The 16343-nt window shown below is 49.8% G+C and carries 15 protein-coding genes and 1 pseudogene; 2 read left to right on the top strand and 14 right to left on the bottom strand.

The window, feature by feature from the left end; genetic code table 11:
• Nucleotides 1-24: 24 nt before the first annotated feature.
• The 3 genes from V4210_RS02825 to V4210_RS02835 form a co-directional block, all read right to left on the bottom strand.
• Entirely contained in the window at nucleotides 25-1827 is a 1803-nt protein-coding gene (locus tag V4210_RS02825; protein WP_338520534.1) for an ABC transporter ATP-binding protein, read from the bottom strand.
• Complete coding sequence (gene pheT, locus V4210_RS02830) at nucleotides 1827-4340, bottom strand: phenylalanine--tRNA ligase subunit beta (RefSeq protein ID WP_338520535.1); 2514 nt, start codon at nucleotides 4338-4340, stop codon at nucleotides 1827-1829. The genes V4210_RS02825 and pheT overlap by 1 nt, the downstream gene beginning before the upstream one ends.
• A gap of 69 nt (nucleotides 4341-4409) precedes the next feature.
• On the bottom strand, nucleotides 4410-5114 hold the full coding sequence (locus tag V4210_RS02835; protein ID WP_338520536.1) for a DNA alkylation repair protein: 705 nt from the start codon (nucleotides 5112-5114) through the stop codon (nucleotides 4410-4412).
• 108 nt (nucleotides 5115-5222) lie between these two features.
• On the opposite strand from V4210_RS02835, the gene V4210_RS02840 reads away from it, so the two are divergent.
• A complete protein-coding gene (locus V4210_RS02840; protein ID WP_338520538.1) occupies nucleotides 5223-6266 on the top strand; it encodes a hypothetical protein in 1044 nt (347 codons plus the stop codon).
• A 16-nt stretch (nucleotides 6267-6282) separates the two neighbouring features.
• Here the strand turns inward: V4210_RS02840 and V4210_RS02845 are convergent, their stop codons facing one another.
• The 6 genes from V4210_RS02845 to V4210_RS02870 all read right to left on the bottom strand — a co-directional run bounded on the left by V4210_RS02845 (nucleotide 6283) and on the right by V4210_RS02870 (nucleotide 11901).
• Complete coding sequence (locus V4210_RS02845; protein ID WP_338520539.1) at nucleotides 6283-6924, bottom strand: ABC transporter ATP-binding protein; 642 nt, start codon at nucleotides 6922-6924, stop codon at nucleotides 6283-6285.
• Nucleotides 6925-6932: 8 nt separating this feature from the next.
• Nucleotides 6933-8174, bottom strand: coding sequence for an ABC transporter permease (locus V4210_RS02850; protein WP_338520541.1), 1242 nt, complete (start codon nucleotides 8172-8174; stop codon nucleotides 6933-6935).
• Nucleotides 8175-8180: 6 nt separating this feature from the next.
• Complete coding sequence (locus tag V4210_RS02855) at nucleotides 8181-9563, bottom strand: ABC transporter permease (RefSeq protein ID WP_338520542.1); 1383 nt, start codon at nucleotides 9561-9563, stop codon at nucleotides 8181-8183.
• 241 nt (nucleotides 9564-9804) lie between these two features.
• A complete protein-coding gene (locus V4210_RS02860) occupies nucleotides 9805-11142 on the bottom strand; it encodes a GNAT family N-acetyltransferase (RefSeq protein ID WP_338520544.1) in 1338 nt (445 codons plus the stop codon).
• Between the two features lie 65 nt (nucleotides 11143-11207).
• Entirely contained in the window at nucleotides 11208-11549 is a 342-nt protein-coding gene (locus V4210_RS02865; protein ID WP_138079220.1) for an ASCH domain-containing protein, read from the bottom strand.
• A gap of 79 nt (nucleotides 11550-11628) precedes the next feature.
• Nucleotides 11629-11901: a DUF3850 domain-containing protein gene (locus tag V4210_RS02870; protein ID WP_138079222.1), complete on the bottom strand. Its 273-nt coding sequence runs from the start codon at nucleotides 11899-11901 to the stop codon at nucleotides 11629-11631.
• Nucleotides 11902-11966: 65 nt separating this feature from the next.
• Here V4210_RS02870 and V4210_RS02875 point away from each other — a divergent pair, with 65 nt between their 5' ends.
• Nucleotides 11967-12344 carry a hypothetical protein gene (locus tag V4210_RS02875; RefSeq protein ID WP_138079224.1) on the top strand — a complete coding sequence of 126 codons (378 nt, stop codon included), beginning with the start codon at nucleotides 11967-11969 and terminating at the stop codon, nucleotides 12342-12344.
• 34 nt (nucleotides 12345-12378) lie between these two features.
• Here the strand turns inward: V4210_RS02875 and V4210_RS02880 are convergent.
• The 5 genes and pseudogenes from V4210_RS02880 to V4210_RS02900 form a co-directional block, all read right to left on the bottom strand.
• Nucleotides 12379-12666 (bottom strand): annotated as a pseudogene (locus V4210_RS02880) (hypothetical protein); the annotation flags it as partial.
• A 109-nt stretch (nucleotides 12667-12775) separates the two neighbouring features.
• Nucleotides 12776-13351 carry a GrpB family protein gene (locus V4210_RS02885; RefSeq protein WP_338520545.1) on the bottom strand — a complete coding sequence of 192 codons (576 nt, stop codon included), beginning with the start codon at nucleotides 13349-13351 and terminating at the stop codon, nucleotides 12776-12778.
• A gap of 9 nt (nucleotides 13352-13360) precedes the next feature.
• Nucleotides 13361-14746: a sensor histidine kinase gene (locus V4210_RS02890; RefSeq protein WP_338520546.1), complete on the bottom strand. Its 1386-nt coding sequence runs from the start codon at nucleotides 14744-14746 to the stop codon at nucleotides 13361-13363.
• Nucleotides 14733-15383, bottom strand: a complete 651-nt coding sequence (locus V4210_RS02895) for a response regulator transcription factor (RefSeq protein ID WP_338520547.1) — start codon at nucleotides 15381-15383, stop codon at nucleotides 14733-14735. Before V4210_RS02895 ends, V4210_RS02890 begins: the two co-directional genes overlap by 14 nt.
• Complete coding sequence (locus tag V4210_RS02900; protein WP_338520548.1) at nucleotides 15380-16339, bottom strand: alpha/beta hydrolase; 960 nt, start codon at nucleotides 16337-16339, stop codon at nucleotides 15380-15382. Before V4210_RS02900 ends, V4210_RS02895 begins: the two co-directional genes overlap by 4 nt.
• Between the last annotated feature and the right edge of the window lie 4 nt (nucleotides 16340-16343).

Here is a 16343-nt window from a genome sequence, read left to right on the forward strand (position 1 = left end):
TCTTATCCTCCTCTGTTTATCCTATTATACATCAACTTTTGGCTCGGCGGCAATGTCATACGCAGCCAGCCGCTCGCCCGCTACACCAGGATTCTTTTGCAGCTCCAGCAACTTGGCGTAGATGCCATTTGTCTTAGCCAATTCATCTGGCGACCCAATCTCATCAACTCGTCCATTTTTCAGAGTGATAATGGTGTCGACCGCTGCAATGGTCGACAAGCGGTGAGCGATGATCAATGTAGTGCGACCTTTCATCAACCGGTCAAGCGCTTGCTGCACCAAATGTTCATTCTTATTGTCCAAATTACTGGTTGCCTCGTCCAATATCAAAATTGGCGCATCTTTCAACACCGCACGTGCAATGGCAATGCGCTGTTTCTGACCTCCTGAAAGTTTCAGACCATGCTCACCAATCTGCGTGTCGTAGCCATAGTCCAACTGGCGAATAAACTCATCAGCATTGGCGGCTTTGGCGGCGGCAAAAATTTCCTTGTCCGTTGCATCTGCTTTACCATAAGCAATGTTTTCACGAATTGTACCAGAGAAAAGCACCGGGTCCTGAAAGACTGTTGCAATGTGTCCGCGCAAACTGCGCTGGGTCAGGTTGCGAATGTCAGTATCATTGACTGAGATGACGCCACTATCACGTTCATACAGCCGCATCAACAAATTGGTAATCGTGGTTTTACCACCACCCGACTCACTGACTAAAGCCACGCGCTTACCAGCAGGAATTGTAAAGGAAATGTTGTGCAAAACTGGACGATTTGGCACACTAGCGTATCGGAACGACACATCGTCAAAGGAGATCGTCGCCTTTTCCGTGTTCAGGTGAGCCGCATCAGGCGCGTCCTTGATACCAGGTTTGAGCTCCATGGCCGCAATGAAATCTTTACTCCCTGACACTGCTTTCTGAAAGCCATCAACGATGAAACTCATACTAAAGAGCGGCGTTCGCAGATTGTTGATCAAGGTGATGAGCAAAATCATCTCACCAATCGTAAACTTTTTCTCGGTCGTCTGAACAAAAATGTACGCAAAGATGAGGAAAAAGACAATGCTCAAAATTAAGCCGCGAATGACATCCATTTTGTGCCAATAGCGCGACTGCTTGCGCGTTACGGCGATGGTTTTACGGTAACGTTTGGCAAAATGTCGGTACTCTAAACTTTCGCGAACATAGCTTTTGACCACTTTGATTTGCGATACGACTTCTGCAAATCGGCCGCTAGCCATATCGACTTCGTGATTTTTATTTGACTGGAAATAGCGCCATTTTTTGCTGGTCAATACTGCCAGCCAGATGAACAACGGATACAATATCAATACCAGCAGTGCCAGCTCTAAGCTGTACGTCAGGACGATACCAATCGTGATACAGCTGGTCAGGAGCATTTGCAGGAAATTGTTTGCAAACATATTCAGGAAATTGCTCATTTCAGTGATGGCGCGGTTCAGGCGGTTGATGATGGTGCCTGTCAGTTCCCCATCAAAATAACTTTGTGGCAGGCTAAGCAAGTGGTGATAATAATGCGTCGACAACTGTGCTTTGAGCTTGGTGGACATAACATCGCCCCAGTAGCCACCTAAGTTACGAATCAACACATTGGCAACGTCAAACACCAATAGCAAAGCTGCCAGCCACAGCACCTGACCAACGCCGATGTTGTTGCCTTCAACCACTTCCACCATCAAAGTAGTAGCCCGCGATATGACATACGGCATGGCGATGCCAGTCAACGCCACCAATATCGAACACAGGCTAATCTTGACATAAAACGGCAGCATATTGTGCGTATAGCCCAAGGTACGGAGGAGCGATTTCATCAGACAAGCTCCGCGCCGTAAGTTTGTTGCATGGTCTGCTGGATCGATTCGATAATTGGCGTAATGTCGGAATCAACCAAGGTGCGCTGATGACTCGTGAAGACTAAGCGGAAGGTTAAGGTTTTTGTTGTCACATCGTTTGATGGCTGGTATATGGATACCGCATGAAAGGCCGCATCAATCTCCACCGTTTTGAGAATGCGATCAATGCCTTGAGCGACAGATGCATAATTGATATTAGTTGGTAGTTTCAGCGAAATATCGCGACTGGTTGATGGATAGCGGCTGAGCGGTTGGTAATGACTACCGTGCTTGGCGTAGACGGCCTCTAGGCCAGCTGTATCCAAGCTGGCCGCAGCTACGTACGCTGGCAATTTGAAATTCTTGATGACTGGCTGTTTCAATTCTCCGACTATACCGATGAACTGCCCGTCAGTCGTCTCGACCAGTGCACTGCGTGATTGGTCAAACGGTGCCGTGACCGGAAACGCAAGTTCTTGTTCAATTGGCTTAAACACCAGTTCGGCACCAAGGTCATGTGCTAGCTGCTCAACCAAGCGACGAATTTTGTAAAATGGTGCACCCGCTCCCGGCTTTTTGGCGGCATAGACGATGTCGGTGAACTGACTAGCTTCTGGCAAACCATCTTCGCCTAAGCCGTGCATTTTGACATGGCCCTTACCCATTTCAAACAAGGAAAATTCATCATGCCCAGCCTTGATGTTAGCGTGAACTTTGTCGAGCAAACTCGGCAGCACCGTCAAGCGGTAATATTGCAAATCAGGACTGAGGGCGTTTGATAATTTGTACGCCTGGCTAATGTCTTGCTCGGCGTTTTTCAGGATGCGTTCATGAACGAAGCTGTAGGTCAAGACTTCATTAGCGCCAGCACGCGACAGACTTTGACGAACGGCGTTTTTTAGCTCACGACGCAAGTTTTTCGGTGTTGATTTGATGCTACGACGCGGCAATTGGCGCGGCAATTTATCAAAGCCATACAGCCGGCCGACCTCTTCGACAATGTCCTCCGGTAGCTCAAGGTCGGTGCGCCAAAATGGCGATTGGATGCAAATATAATCCAATTCTTCTTCCGGACCATGACTCTTTATTTCCACGTTATTCAACAAGTCGCAAATATCATCGCCAGATAAGTCCAAGCCCAATCTCTCATTGATAAATTTACTGTCGATATCAATATTAGCCGGCGTGTATTTTCCATCAAAATAATCGTCGAGCTCGTCACTAAATTGCTTCAAATCAAACACTTCGCTCGCCTGCACTCCACCCACCATGTTCATCAGCTGCTTCAGCACAGCAGCATTTTGGAGCGGCGACTGACCCTTATTAAACCGCGTCAGCGCGTCGGTGAAAATACCATGTCGCATGGCGGTGCGGCGCAGCGCATACATGTCAAAATTAGCACATTCGAGGACGATGTTTTTCGTGCCATCCGAAACCTCAGTATCAGCACCACCCATAATTCCCGCCAGGCCGATCACACCCTCGCCATCAGCGATGACGATGTCGTCCGTCGTCAGCTCATATTTCTTGCCATTCAGCAAGCTAACTTTCTCACCATCACGAGCCAGCCGCGCCTCAAGTTTATGTCCGCGTAATTTATCATAATCATAGGCGTGCGTTGGCTGTGCCGTTAGTAGCATGATATAATTCGTGGCATCGACAATGTTGTTAATCGGCTTGCCACCCATCGCCACCAATTTACATTGTAGCCACAACGGGCTTGGACCCACGGTAACGTCACAAAACGCTACTGCCATGAACCGCGGCACTAATTCTGGCGCATCGTTCGCTACTGTTAGCTCCAGACCCTCAGCGCCAGCAAACTGCTGTTCTGACTTATACCACTCAGGGCTGGCAAACTGCTGATGAAAAATCCCAGCAATCTCGCGTGCCACGCCAAGCTGCCCAAAGCAGTCCGGCCGGTGCGTAAACATCTTATTTTCGATATCTAGCACATAGTCATCCAAACCAAACGTCTCAGCAAAACGAGCGCCCGCCGTGAGCTCAACACCCGCCGGCATGTCATGTTGGTGAATTTCAATAATTCCCTCGTGATCCGTACCAATCGCCAGCTCGTCTGCCGCCGCCAACATACCCTGACTGAGCACGCCACGCAGTGGTCGTGCATCCAACACGAACGGCTCATCGTCATCAAAACTCGCCGGCACCGTACTTTTCGGCGGCAACCAAATCGCCCACATATCTGCATGTACATTTGGCGCGCCGCAGACCACCTGCACCAGACCATTGTCATCACGCGGCACATCCGCCACCGCACTGCCATCATCGATCTTGGCCACACTCAGACGATCAGCGTCAGGATGCTTGGCACATTCAACCACCCGGACAATTCGCGCGCCGCCATATTTAGCGCTGAGGTCGATCACTTCTTCGACGCCGCCGAGTTGCTGATTGACCCGCGCCACCAACTCATCTACGGGAGGTAATTCAAAATTAATCAATTGTTTGATAAGGTTTAGGCTGACTTTCATACTAGTTACTAGTATATCATCTTATCTGTAACTATTCGACTTTTGTAGAGCCAAGCCGCAGGTCGGTAATTATCGGTAATATTCTTTAGCTTTATATTTGGCAATGATGTCCTGCTGTTCGGACGTAAACCGCCTTGATTCGCGCATTTTTTGGTAAGCTTTATTGCGCGTCCAGGCATCAACATGTCCGTTTTCTAGTTCAGCCAGCGTCAGCTCAAAAAAGTTTACCGCCGCCGTGGCGTATAGCCAAGCCAACGCCATTTTGACATAGTAACCATCGTGCGTAATGTCACGTAGTACTGCAAAAACCTGATTGATATGCGCCTCATCCAGAAAATTAGTCATCAAAGAAACCACACCGTAGCGCACTGTAAATTCAGCCTCACTCTGCAAACATTCCAGTGCAAAATTCCACCACGATTCACCGGCAAATCGTCGCTTTTTCTCAATAACAACGTCAATGTGCGCCCACGAATCAACGCGGGGCAAATATTGCTTGGTCAAATCAATCGCCGTCTGATCATCGAGCCTAGCGTGCGTAATCAACAATCCACACAACAACACGTAGTCGAAAGATTCATCCTGAACCGTCAGCAGTTCACTAATATCCGCTGCGCTCATATCAGGCGCTAACTCCCTCGCCAAGCGCCGCAAATCCGGCACCCGTATACCGATGACCGGCATCTCGGTATTGACGATACGCTTGTTAAACTCAGCGTACGTCTCATTACCCTCAGCAAGCTTTGCCAGCTTTGTTACAATGTCATCATACATATCGCTATTAGCCTTCGTGCTTAATTAATATAGACCAGCGCAATACCTAGTCATATTATTTATTCTACATTATTCCCATATTCATAAATATATGATATAATATATAAGATGCATCGGAAGCCTTCTTGCGAGACGTTGGCTCGCGCTCATCAACAGATACTCACGCAAACAGTGGGTGATTTTCTACAGCACGCACACACAGCTGATATTCAGCCAGATGCAGCCACCGTTTTTGTGCATGATGAATGCAATCCTGATTCGATTGGGGCAATCGCTACCGCATGCTCACCGCAAGCTCCGACTGACGGCCGATTTGATTTTCAAAAAGCACATATCACAGGGCACCGCGTTGATGGGTCGTCAGTTGCTGGACGTGTCATTGAAGGCAATCAAGACGACATTACTCTAACTGAGAGTGCGATGAATCCTGATCATCGCGTCCTCAACTTGCCGCTGCCCGACCAACACGCCGTTCTGCAAGCTGCTTTCACCAAAGACCGTGCGCCAACTAAACGTCAGCTGGGCAAACTAGAAACACTATGGCGATATGACAGAACCAAAACTGCACTCAGTGTTGGCATCACAGCACTGCAAGCATTGGCGAGAGCATCATACCCCACTCAGTCAGTCGCCGACATGCTAGCCCTCAAATCACCCACCACACCGAACGCAATCCTCACCACGTGGGATGTGTCGGACTCAACCAGGGAGATGGCGCGTGATAATGGAAAACTGCGCTCATTCATCGTTTGGTTTGGTAGCCAAGCAATCACTGCTGTGCAACGTTATGGCGGCGAGCTGATCGACTGGACAGGCGACGGGCAGAATCTTGCAGTGCCACTACCGCAGAGCAACGCGCGTTTCTCACGTGAGCAGCGGGCTGATTTTGGTCACAAAACGCTCATCCCGCTACTCAGTCATCTCACCGACATCGCCAAATCACAGGATGAATATACGGTTCGACTGACCGCCGGTTTTGGCCGACTCGACAATCTCCCTGGTGGAAAAATGAGCCCACAGCTCTTTGGCATGACGAAATTATCCAAGCGTCAGCCACGTGACCGATTGTCAATCGCCTTGACTGGCGAATCCTATGATATGCTCGCGCCTAATTTACCCGACACATTGCAGCACCACTTGTACCACAATTAAACCCTAGTTACCCCTTTTATTTTTTCTTACTGAGTTGAAGCTTCTTATCCTTCAGCTTCAATACTACATCCGCTTGCTTGGCCAGCTGTTTACTATGAGTGACGACGATGACACATTTGTCGTTTTTGTGGGCGGCCCGGCGCAGGATGTTGATAATGTCGGCAGCGGTGGTTTCGTCCAGGTTACCAGTTGGCTCGTCCGCCAAGATAATCGGTGCGGAGGATACCAGCGCTCGCCCGATCGCCACGCGTTGTTGCTGACCGCCAGAAAGTTTCATGACGTTGCGATTGATATGATCGTCGTCCAGTCCCATGGCGTGCAACGTTTCGTTGGTAGCCTTCGGATTAACTAATTTCAAGTTTTCCAGCGGCGTCAAGTAGTCGATCAGGTTATAATTCTGAAATACCAGTGAGATATTGTGTTTGCGATGATGCGAGTAGCCCTGCTCGGCGATGTCTTGATCATCGAACAAAATCTGCCCGCCAGTCGGTGTGTCTAGCCCCGCTAGCAGTCCCAGCAGTGTCGACTTGCCGGCGCCAGAACTACCGACGATGGCGTAGAATTTGCCTTTTTCAAACTGATAATTGATGCCGTTGAGCACATTGCTAGTGCCGTCGGCGTATGAGTAAATGATATCGCGTAACGTAAGTATTGACATAATAACTCCTAACTTAATTTTGCTAAAATTTGCTTTGGTGATTGGCGCATAATTGGCGCGGTGGCAGCGGTGGCTGATAGCAGAACGACCATGTAGCCGAAGGCGAAAGCCTCTAGGTAGGTCGCCACTGGCGCGGCGTGCACCGCAGTCTTTTCTGTGCGCTGGCTTTGGTCGGTTTGCGCTGTCAGGGCAGTAGAAATTTGCGATGAGGCGACCGAGCCAATGGCGAGCGCGAACACCGAACTAACTAGAGCGATGATGGCCAGCTCTGCCAAGAACTGCCCGATAATCTGCCGCTTCGACGTGCCGATAGACAGCAAGATGCCAATTTCATGCAAGCGGCCGCGCACCCAGAACACCAGCACCAGTGACAGTACCGCCAACCCCGCTGCGGCTGCGCCGATGGTGGCAATCGTCAAAATATTTTGAATGCCAGCGATGTTTTGGAGAACTCCAGCGAACACGGCCCCGTTGTCAGTCAGGCTGAATTTCTGCCAATCGACGTTTGGTAAACTTTTGACGTGGTCCGTTAACGACTTCAGCTGATGCGGATTTTCGGCGAAATACGTCGCTCGAGTCAACTGCTGGCTACCCGTCAGCTGCTGCGCCACAGCTAAGTTGGTTATGACATGATTCTCCGCCATGTCGGACTGTAAGACCGCTGGCTTTTCGCCTTTGCCGCTGAAGATACCAGCGACAGTCACCGTCACCCGCCGGCCGTCTTTGGTGATGTCCAGCTTGTCGCCTGGCTTGATATTATTTTTCTCAGCGAACGTTTTGTGAATCAGGGCCGCGTTTTGATCGTGCTCGGTCAAATGCTTGCCCTGCTCCAGTTGGTAAAATTTACCAGTGAACTCGCTAAGCAGATTACTCTGTGTGGCGCCCGTCACCTTCGCTTCGCCAGCAATCCCAGCGTCCAGCTGCACACCGCCGCCTGCCGTGTCGATTAATTGCTTGCCCGGCAGTCCCGCGGTGGTCTCTGTCTGGAAATTGTGCGCTTTGACGCCATGTGCACGCTGCACCTGTCGTGCCATTTCCATCGGCACCTCGCCCGATGACTGCTTGCTGGCGATACTAAAGCCAGCGCGGATGTTCCGCTCGACCGATTGCTTCAGCTGCGCCATCGTCTGCTGCACTGTCAGCGTACCGATCAGCAGCGTGAAAATCAGCGTCATGATCAGGGCGATGGTCAGGCTGCGACGCCGCCGCCGCGCCACAGCCGTCCAGGCTCGTTTGATAATCGTCATCATTCGCCCCTAGTCCACTTCAGTTAGTAATTCTTTTGGCGTTGATTGGGTAATCGGCCGCGAAGCCAGCAGCACTGCAATGATAATCACCGCCAGTCCAGCGCCCCACACTGCCAGCAGATCTGTCGGTTGTACACCAACCGTCACCTTTTCTAGCGTGCGCGATGACGTCACCGAGTCAGCGTCAGCACCGAGCGATGCACCATTGAGGGAACTGCCAGCTTGACGTGTGGCATTCTGCGCCGCCTGCGACACCACGTGATCGCCCATTTGTTGAGCAATCAGCCCTGCAGTAAAGTACGACGCACCGAAGCTCAGCACCGCGATCATCACCAGCTCAGCGATGTATTGCAGTACAATCTTTGACTGCGGCACACCCGTCGCCAAGAGTACGCCCGCTTCGCGCTTGCGTTCGTTCATCCACAAGTACAGCACCATGCCGATCACCGCCACACTAACCAGCGCCGTCGCCCACAACATACCGTCGATCAGACCGTACACACCGTTCACTGCGCCAGTTACGCCAGCCAGTTCCTGGTTATTCTTATTCAATTGATACTTTTGCCAATTGACCGGCAATTTATTTGCCCGTGCCATCACCTCATCCAACTGTTTGGTGCCCTTGGTGAAGAACGTAGCGTCCTGGTAAATCTCATTTTGCTCGGTATAGGCATTCAGCTGGCGGGTTGTCGTGAGGTCAGTCAAGAACAAATTCTCGAACAGCTCCACCTGATAGGTCGCCTGCTTTGGGTTTTTGCCGGTAAATATACCGACGATTTCTACCTCGACCTCGTCCTTGGATGGATGCTCGTTATCGGTGTCGTATTGATTGGCCCTTAACTTAATTTTGCTACCAAGCTTCAGGTTGTTGGCCTTGGCGAAAGCTTCGTGCACCAAAATCTTGTGCGAATCGTTCTCGGTGATGTGCCGGCCAGCGATGAGCTTGAGCGACTCAGCCCGGAACTTTTTCTCGGACTCAGATTTATTAACACCGATGATGGTAGCGGCGTTACCAAACTGTTTATCTTTCTCGGCATCATAACCGCTGCCGCCACTCGGTAGTGGCACTAGCTTGGTATTGATAAAATCGACCGTGGCGTTCTGGCGCTTGACATAGTCCGTCACACCCCCCAGATTCTTCACCGCGTCGATGTCTTTGTTTGACACCGTTCCCGAACCGCGGGCGGTTCCTGGATTGGTGCGCGGATTATTGCCCAGCGTGAAGCCGGCCTTGAGCGTTTTGTCCAGCGACTGCGCCGCCGCGTCGGTCGAATGCTTAATGGCAAATCCACTCAGCATAATCGTCGACATACACAGCAAAATCGCCAGCAAAATCAGCGTTTTGAGTTTTTTCCTGGTGATGTAGAGCCAGGCACGTTGTACAAATGACATAGATCTCCTTTCTTGGTTCTATGTCAGTGTAGCAAGGGTATGTGAAGGGAATGTGAAATGGGTGAGGTTGTATAAATTTAACCTCCCATCTCTCATAGATATCAGATATCTCTTCCAAGAAAAATAGGCTAGTTGTTCGATACCTTAAGTCAGGTATCAGTGACACTAGCCCAAGTCACTCGCATTTGTTCAGATGGATTTCTCCAATCTAGGGGATGCGCACCCCAATCTGTTGTCCTATCTACTTCTCGACCTCAATGACGTGAACGCCGAGGCGTTCCTTGTGGTCAGGGTAGATCTTGCGGAGGAGGCGAAGTGCCTCCTCTTCACTCTTCGCCTGCGGCACGATCTGCTGCCACACTTCCGATGAGAGCATGTCAGCGAAGCTACGGTAGATGCGGATCGACTTGATACGTACCACGCCAGACGTATGTCCAGTCTCGAGCTGCAACAGCCCTCCCGCCTTAAGGCGCTTGATACTGTTGTAGCCGACGCGAACTTCGAGAGTCTTACAACCCTCCATGATGGCGTCGAAATAGGGCTTCTTGATGCGCATCTTACGCACACTTGCTCCTTCCTTGTTGAAGTTGAATCCCCACTGCTGAACCACGCTGTTCGGCGCGTACCCACCGGGGAACACGCCCTCCAGGCTCCAGCCATGACGCTGGAGACAGGCGACCTGCCACGGCTCGGGAACCAAGTGGACATACAGCTTGTGACCGTAGTCCTCCAACAACCCCTGCAGGTCGATAATGAGTGCCTCAAACGCCGCCTCTGACGAGGCCACCAAAGGCATCAGCTTGATGGGCCGCCCCTTCTTAGGAGTAGCCCCAGCGACACCGACCACCCGACCGTCGCACTCAGCGACGAAGATGATTTTGAACTTGGTGTTCACGTCGCCAGACTCCATACGACGGTAACCAGCAAATAGGGCGTCAACCCAGTTGCTATCCACACCGTCGAAGTCGCCACTCATCTGCGACAGAATGAGAGCTCGCGCGCCGTCGGCGTGTTGGCTCTCATCGAACGGAACCACAGAGATGTTCGGCGAGTCAAACCCCGCCTCGTCAATGAGCTGCTTATACAGCATATGCTCATCGATGCCGATCTTGTAGTGATCCTTCGCTGTTCCGGTGATGCGGAAGCCCTTCCGGAGGAAGAATCCCAGCGCCTTTTTATTCGGTTCTGCCACAGTGCAGTAGATCTGCCGAGCACCGAGGCTACGGGCGAAATCTTCAGCGTGCTTGAGCAGCATGCTTCCAACGCCCATCTTCCCTCGGTACGCCGTATCAACGATGAGGGGGCTGATCTTGACAGTCCCCTGCTTCTTCTCTACGACGTGGATGACTCCGACCTGCCGTCCATCGCTCTCGGCGATGAACATGTACTGTCCAGCAGAGAACTGGCCAACACGGTCAATGCCACCCGCGATGTGCGCGTCAAAGATGCGCCGCGCATGTGCGTAGTGGTCACCGTCATAAAACGGTGTGAGCGCCCGGATCATAAGATCCGCGACGAAATCGAAGTCGTCAGCCCTTGCTGGGCGCACGACGATGTTGCTGACTGATGCTTCAGTCACAATGTACACCTTCCTGTGATGGCTACGATTTTTGACGTAGCTCGGATAGGACAGTCATTATTATATCATCGAGATAATATAAATTCAATACCCACTACCCCATGTAGTCTCTGGTCTTCAATAGAATAAAATTCGTTGATTTGATTTTCTAGCCATGCAACACTCTCGCCGCCAAATTTCTGCGGATCATTGTGCGAAAACAAATCATGAAACGTCGCATAGCGCAATAAACCGACGACTGTAACAGCAGCAGTTTGGCTGGGATTGTCTCGATTGGTAAAGATAATCTGGTCGCCGATTTGAATTTTCTGGCGCTTGTCGTCATATAGCCGTGATTCGATGGTTTTATTGCCAGAAGTGATGGCGTCAAAAGGTTCGGTGGCTAGTTTTAATTGGTGTGTTGTCATAGTAGATTATTATATCAGAATAAATTAATACTAACTACCTGGGAAGCGTAGGCTTTACTGTATCACTATTCAATAATCATCAATCAACCCGCTCGGCAAGCGACATCACTTGATAGCCGTATTGATCAATATCTTCTTGTTTCCAAAAATCGATTTCTTTCGTGCGTAAAACTTCGCCGACTACGTGACGGACTTTGCGACCGGTTGGCGTTCCGTCATAATTTACCTCAACCTGTTCCAAAATATCGCCAGGTTGGATGTCAAAATCAGCCACCCTCATATCAAACGTTTTCTCGCCCGCTAGGACTTTTTCGAATAAATCAGGGTAAGATTTTTTGGTGATAATTTTCATACGTTTTATTATAAAAGATGAATCATGAAACTGCCTACCTTTCTTGCTATAATCAAGGTTGCCATATGAACAATTATTCAAACATCCTGTTCCCAGAAATAATCAATGAAGCGTTTCCAATTCTCGACGATGCATCATATATTCGCCAGCTGGCGTCTCTCGTTCCGCTCTGTCCTGATACAACATTTCATCTGTTTAGTCATAAGGGGCAGTATCTTGCATTGGTAATGACAGACTATCCTGACCCGTTTTATCAGAGCGAGGAGCTCAAGCAAATTTCTGGGGAATATAAATTTGAGTTCATCCATATTATCAAGCCTTATGCCAACAACCAGAGTATTGAAATTCGTCCGAACGAAGACATGGATGACAGCTTTTTCGTTTCAGATCCGAAGAGCTATTATCGGTATTATTTAGCTGCGGTTAGACAAAATAGCCGCTAACTGTAAGTATATCAGTCTACAGTTGCCCATTGGTTATCAATGCCCTGCCGTCGATCAGCTGCTTTGCTTTCACGTTATACTGCTTTGTCCATTTCAATGTCAGCACCAGCGCGCACCATATACACAAAATCCCGATGTAATCCAAAATCTGAATGCTATTGTTATAAATGACGCCTCCAATGATGCCACCCAGTACATAATTCTGCACTTGATCGCTGGCGGATGACGGTGATAAATTACCTTTCCCGGAAATGTTGATGATTATCGTCAGCGCGAAAAAGCCAATCAACAGTTTTATTGCTACTAAAATGAATTCATTCATGATTTGATTTTAGCACAGATATCTAGTGTCTCGGTATGACATACTTGGTGGCGGTCTTTATGTAAAGCAGGGGCCGAGAGTTCGTTTGACGACTTTAATCACGCACAATTTAGGACAACCTATTCTTGGACCCGTATTTTTCTCTAGCTATTTTAGTATACTTTCTGATGAAATCACTTTTTGCATCAGTATACCCATCCCTATCATTCTCAAATTCCTTCCAAAGATTCAGTTTTAATTTTTCGTACTCTTTGGCGATGCTACTATTTTCAATTAGATAATCCCTAAAATAGATCTCATCATTATCTCCCGCCACCCTAATGTGGAGATGAAATACCTTATCCGCAAAGCCCTGCTTGGTATATCCATTATTCAATGAGATTCGTTTTGCTTTCTGACTCATACACAGCCAATTATTTTCAACAAGAATATTTTTTACAGGCTCTAATTCTTTTTCCGACGGGACTTCAAGCAATATATCTACTATATTCTTTGCCTGTATATTTGGGATAGCTGTACTCCCAATGTGGGATATTCGTGTTATATATTTTTCCGGCACCAATGAGGAGATGGATTTTACCTCCTCATCATACCAGTGCACCCATTCTCGATTGTGTTCTACAAGAAATATAGGGAATAGTTGCCACAATTCTTCCAAACTCATTTTCTCTAGTTCTCTATCCATCACATCCTCCTACTCAAACCTCACCACAAACCGCATGCCCCGCCCGTGCGGTGTGAAGTCATAGTCAAGGCCTTTGGTGTCGAGTAGCATCTTCACGGTGTAGAGGCCGATGCCACTGCTGTCGGCATGTTGCTTCATGTCGTCAGAACTGCGATAAAACGGGTCAAAGACGTGCTGGAGTTGCTGTTTAGTGAGTGGCCTGCAGGCATTTTCGATAGCCAGCTCATTCTGGTTGCAAGTAATTTTTATCACGCTCCTGACGTCGCCATGGCGCACCGCGTTTGACACCAGGTTTGAGATGACGTGGCGTATCATGTCTCGGTTAGCGCGAATGGTCGTCGGACGCGCGTCAACCGTGAAAGTCATGCCGCGCGTTTTTGCTAGCAACATATAATCGTCAACCACCTCAGCGGCCAGCTTATCGATCCTCAGCCGTTTCTCCTGGTGCAAAGCCTGCTCGGCGACACTGCCAGAGCGCAAAACGTCATTCACCATCGCCGCCAAGCGATCAACCTGCGCCACCGATTCCGCCAGGTACTGGTCGCGATTTTTATATTCGCCGATGTTTAGTTGCATGTTCTCGAGCATGATCCGGAGGGCTGCTAGTGGCGTTTTTAGCTCGTGCGAGGCCGCACGTAAAAACGCGATTTTTTCCTTTTCCAGCTGCGTGATCCGCTTATTCTCATGCTCCAGCGAGCGAATCGTTTGCCACAGGTTTTGATAGAGTTCGTTAATGTTTCGTCCTAGCACGCCGATTTCATCACTGCTATTTACTGGATAATGCGCATCCTTTTCCAGCCGCTGCATGGTCGTGGTCACCGCCGCCATCTGGCGAATCGGCCGCGTCACAAAACGGCTATAGATGTACGAAAACACGAGTGCCACCAACAGCGAGCCAAGCATGGTATAGGGTAGTACCTGCAGCGTGGCGAGCTTGGCCTGAGTGACAGGCGCCACATCGGCCAACAGCTTGACGGCGATCGTTTGACCTTGGCTATTCGCCACACTTCCCTGCCGCAAAATCACCGAGCGCGGATCAATTGTTTGGCCATCAGCGATTTTCACCACGCTGGCGTCAACCGATTTACCGCTGTCCGTCACAATGTTGATCGACTGAAAACCCTGAAAATACTGGTCGCGACCGTCAATCGTCAGCGTGATATTAACATTTTTCACTTGAGCAAACTCCTGGCTGAGACGATGCATTTCCTCAGTCGATTTGCCACGTAGTTCAGCCACGAGCGCCGTGAGATTGTCCGCCGCCTCGCGCTCTTTTTGTTGCAGATAAAATTGCGGCATCAAGGTGTAGACCAGCGCATGTACCAGGACGATCAACGCCGCAAACAGGCCGATTGACACCAAAAATGTTTTGGGGAATAATTTAAGATTCTTCATAGCGATAACCCACCCCCTTCACCGTGACGATGCAGTCTAGGTGCAATTTTTTGCGTAAGTTTTTGATATAGACATCAATCACTCGGTCGAACGGCACCTCATCATCACGCCACAATTTATCAATGATAGCCTGGCGGCTCCAGACCATGTTTGGATTATCCACTAGCAGCTTGAGCAACTGCACTTCCTTGGGCTTGAGGTGCGCGTCAGTATCATCATAAAATCCCTGATAGGCAGCAAAATCCACCGAGGCCAAACCGCGCTGCCACAAGGTTTTTTTGACAGACTGCTGGCGACGAAGTAGTGCCTTAATTCGCTTTTCTAAAATCACCAGCGAAAACGGCTTACTCATATAGTCATCCGCCAGCTCGTCAAAACTCGCAACTTGCGTCGGCTCATCATGCAGAGCCGTCAGCATCAACACCGGCACGTCGCTGGTCTGGCGAATTTGATGCAATACCTCAATGCCACTCATCCCTGGTAGCATGATGTCAAGGACAATCACATCCGCCCCAGCGAACTTATCAAGCGCCTCCTCGCCGCTGGTCGCCGTTATCACCGTAAAGCCGCGCTGGCGCAGGAATTGCTCGGTGCCAGTGCGCACCGCTGGTTCGTCTTCAACCAGGAGAATGTTCATTGCTCATATACCCGTACGTACATGTCGTACAATTCTTTTTTGTATTGCTTCACGGACTTATCTCCCGGCCATATCAATTCATGACCAACGCCCATGTGCACTGGTGTCGTTTCATTTGTAAACGTGGCGCCACTGTTTTTAGCCATCTTTTCTGCAATGTCACTTGCCATGGCACCGTCAATTAAACGGTCCTCGCTACCGATGATCAAACCAACGTGCTTCAACCCTACCGCCTTCAAATCGCTGCGATAATTTTGCTTGATGATGACATAATTTGCCAATGCCCGGTATGACAAAGCGCCATCAAAAAATTGATCTGGCAGCAGATGATTGCCATAGACATTGCGCAGCAGCGCCACTTGCCACTTTGGTGCCTGAGAAGCATCCGGCTCATAGTACGGCGAAAGTAGCAGCACCCGCGAAAACAATCCATCGCCATATTGTGCCAACCACGTCGCCAGCGTACCACCGCCCGAATGGCCAATCACGCCTAGCTCATCGCCCAGCCCGCTGACCAGCCCAGCACTATCACTCATAAAATTCACCAATTCACTGGCGCGAACTTTGCCGTGCTGCTTGCCATCTTTCAGGCCATGGTGCGGTGCTCGCGGCACGTAGACATTGTATCCCGTCTGATAGAACCAATCCGCCAACTCTGCCATCGCCGACGGCTCACCGCTGACGCCATGAAGAATCATCACCGCCCGCGCAGTTTTCTTGCCGTGAGTTTTCAGAATTGGGCGAGATTCTGGACGCACCTCGCCATTAGCCGCATCATCAGCAATGACCTTTTGAATATCCTTCACCGACTGGTCATAATCACGCCGCTGAATGTGAGCCTTTTGCAGGTCAGTACTCCGACTTGGACACAGGAATACCCAGGCAACAGACGCCGCAATCAGCACCGCCACGACACCGGCTATTGTTATCCCCAGCGCTTTACCACGTACTGCCATGGCA

The sequence above is a fragment of the Candidatus Nanosynbacter featherlites genome (assembly GCF_037013405.1).
Classification (GTDB): Bacteria; Patescibacteriota; Saccharimonadia; order Saccharimonadales; family Saccharimonadaceae; genus Nanosynbacter; species Nanosynbacter featherlites_B.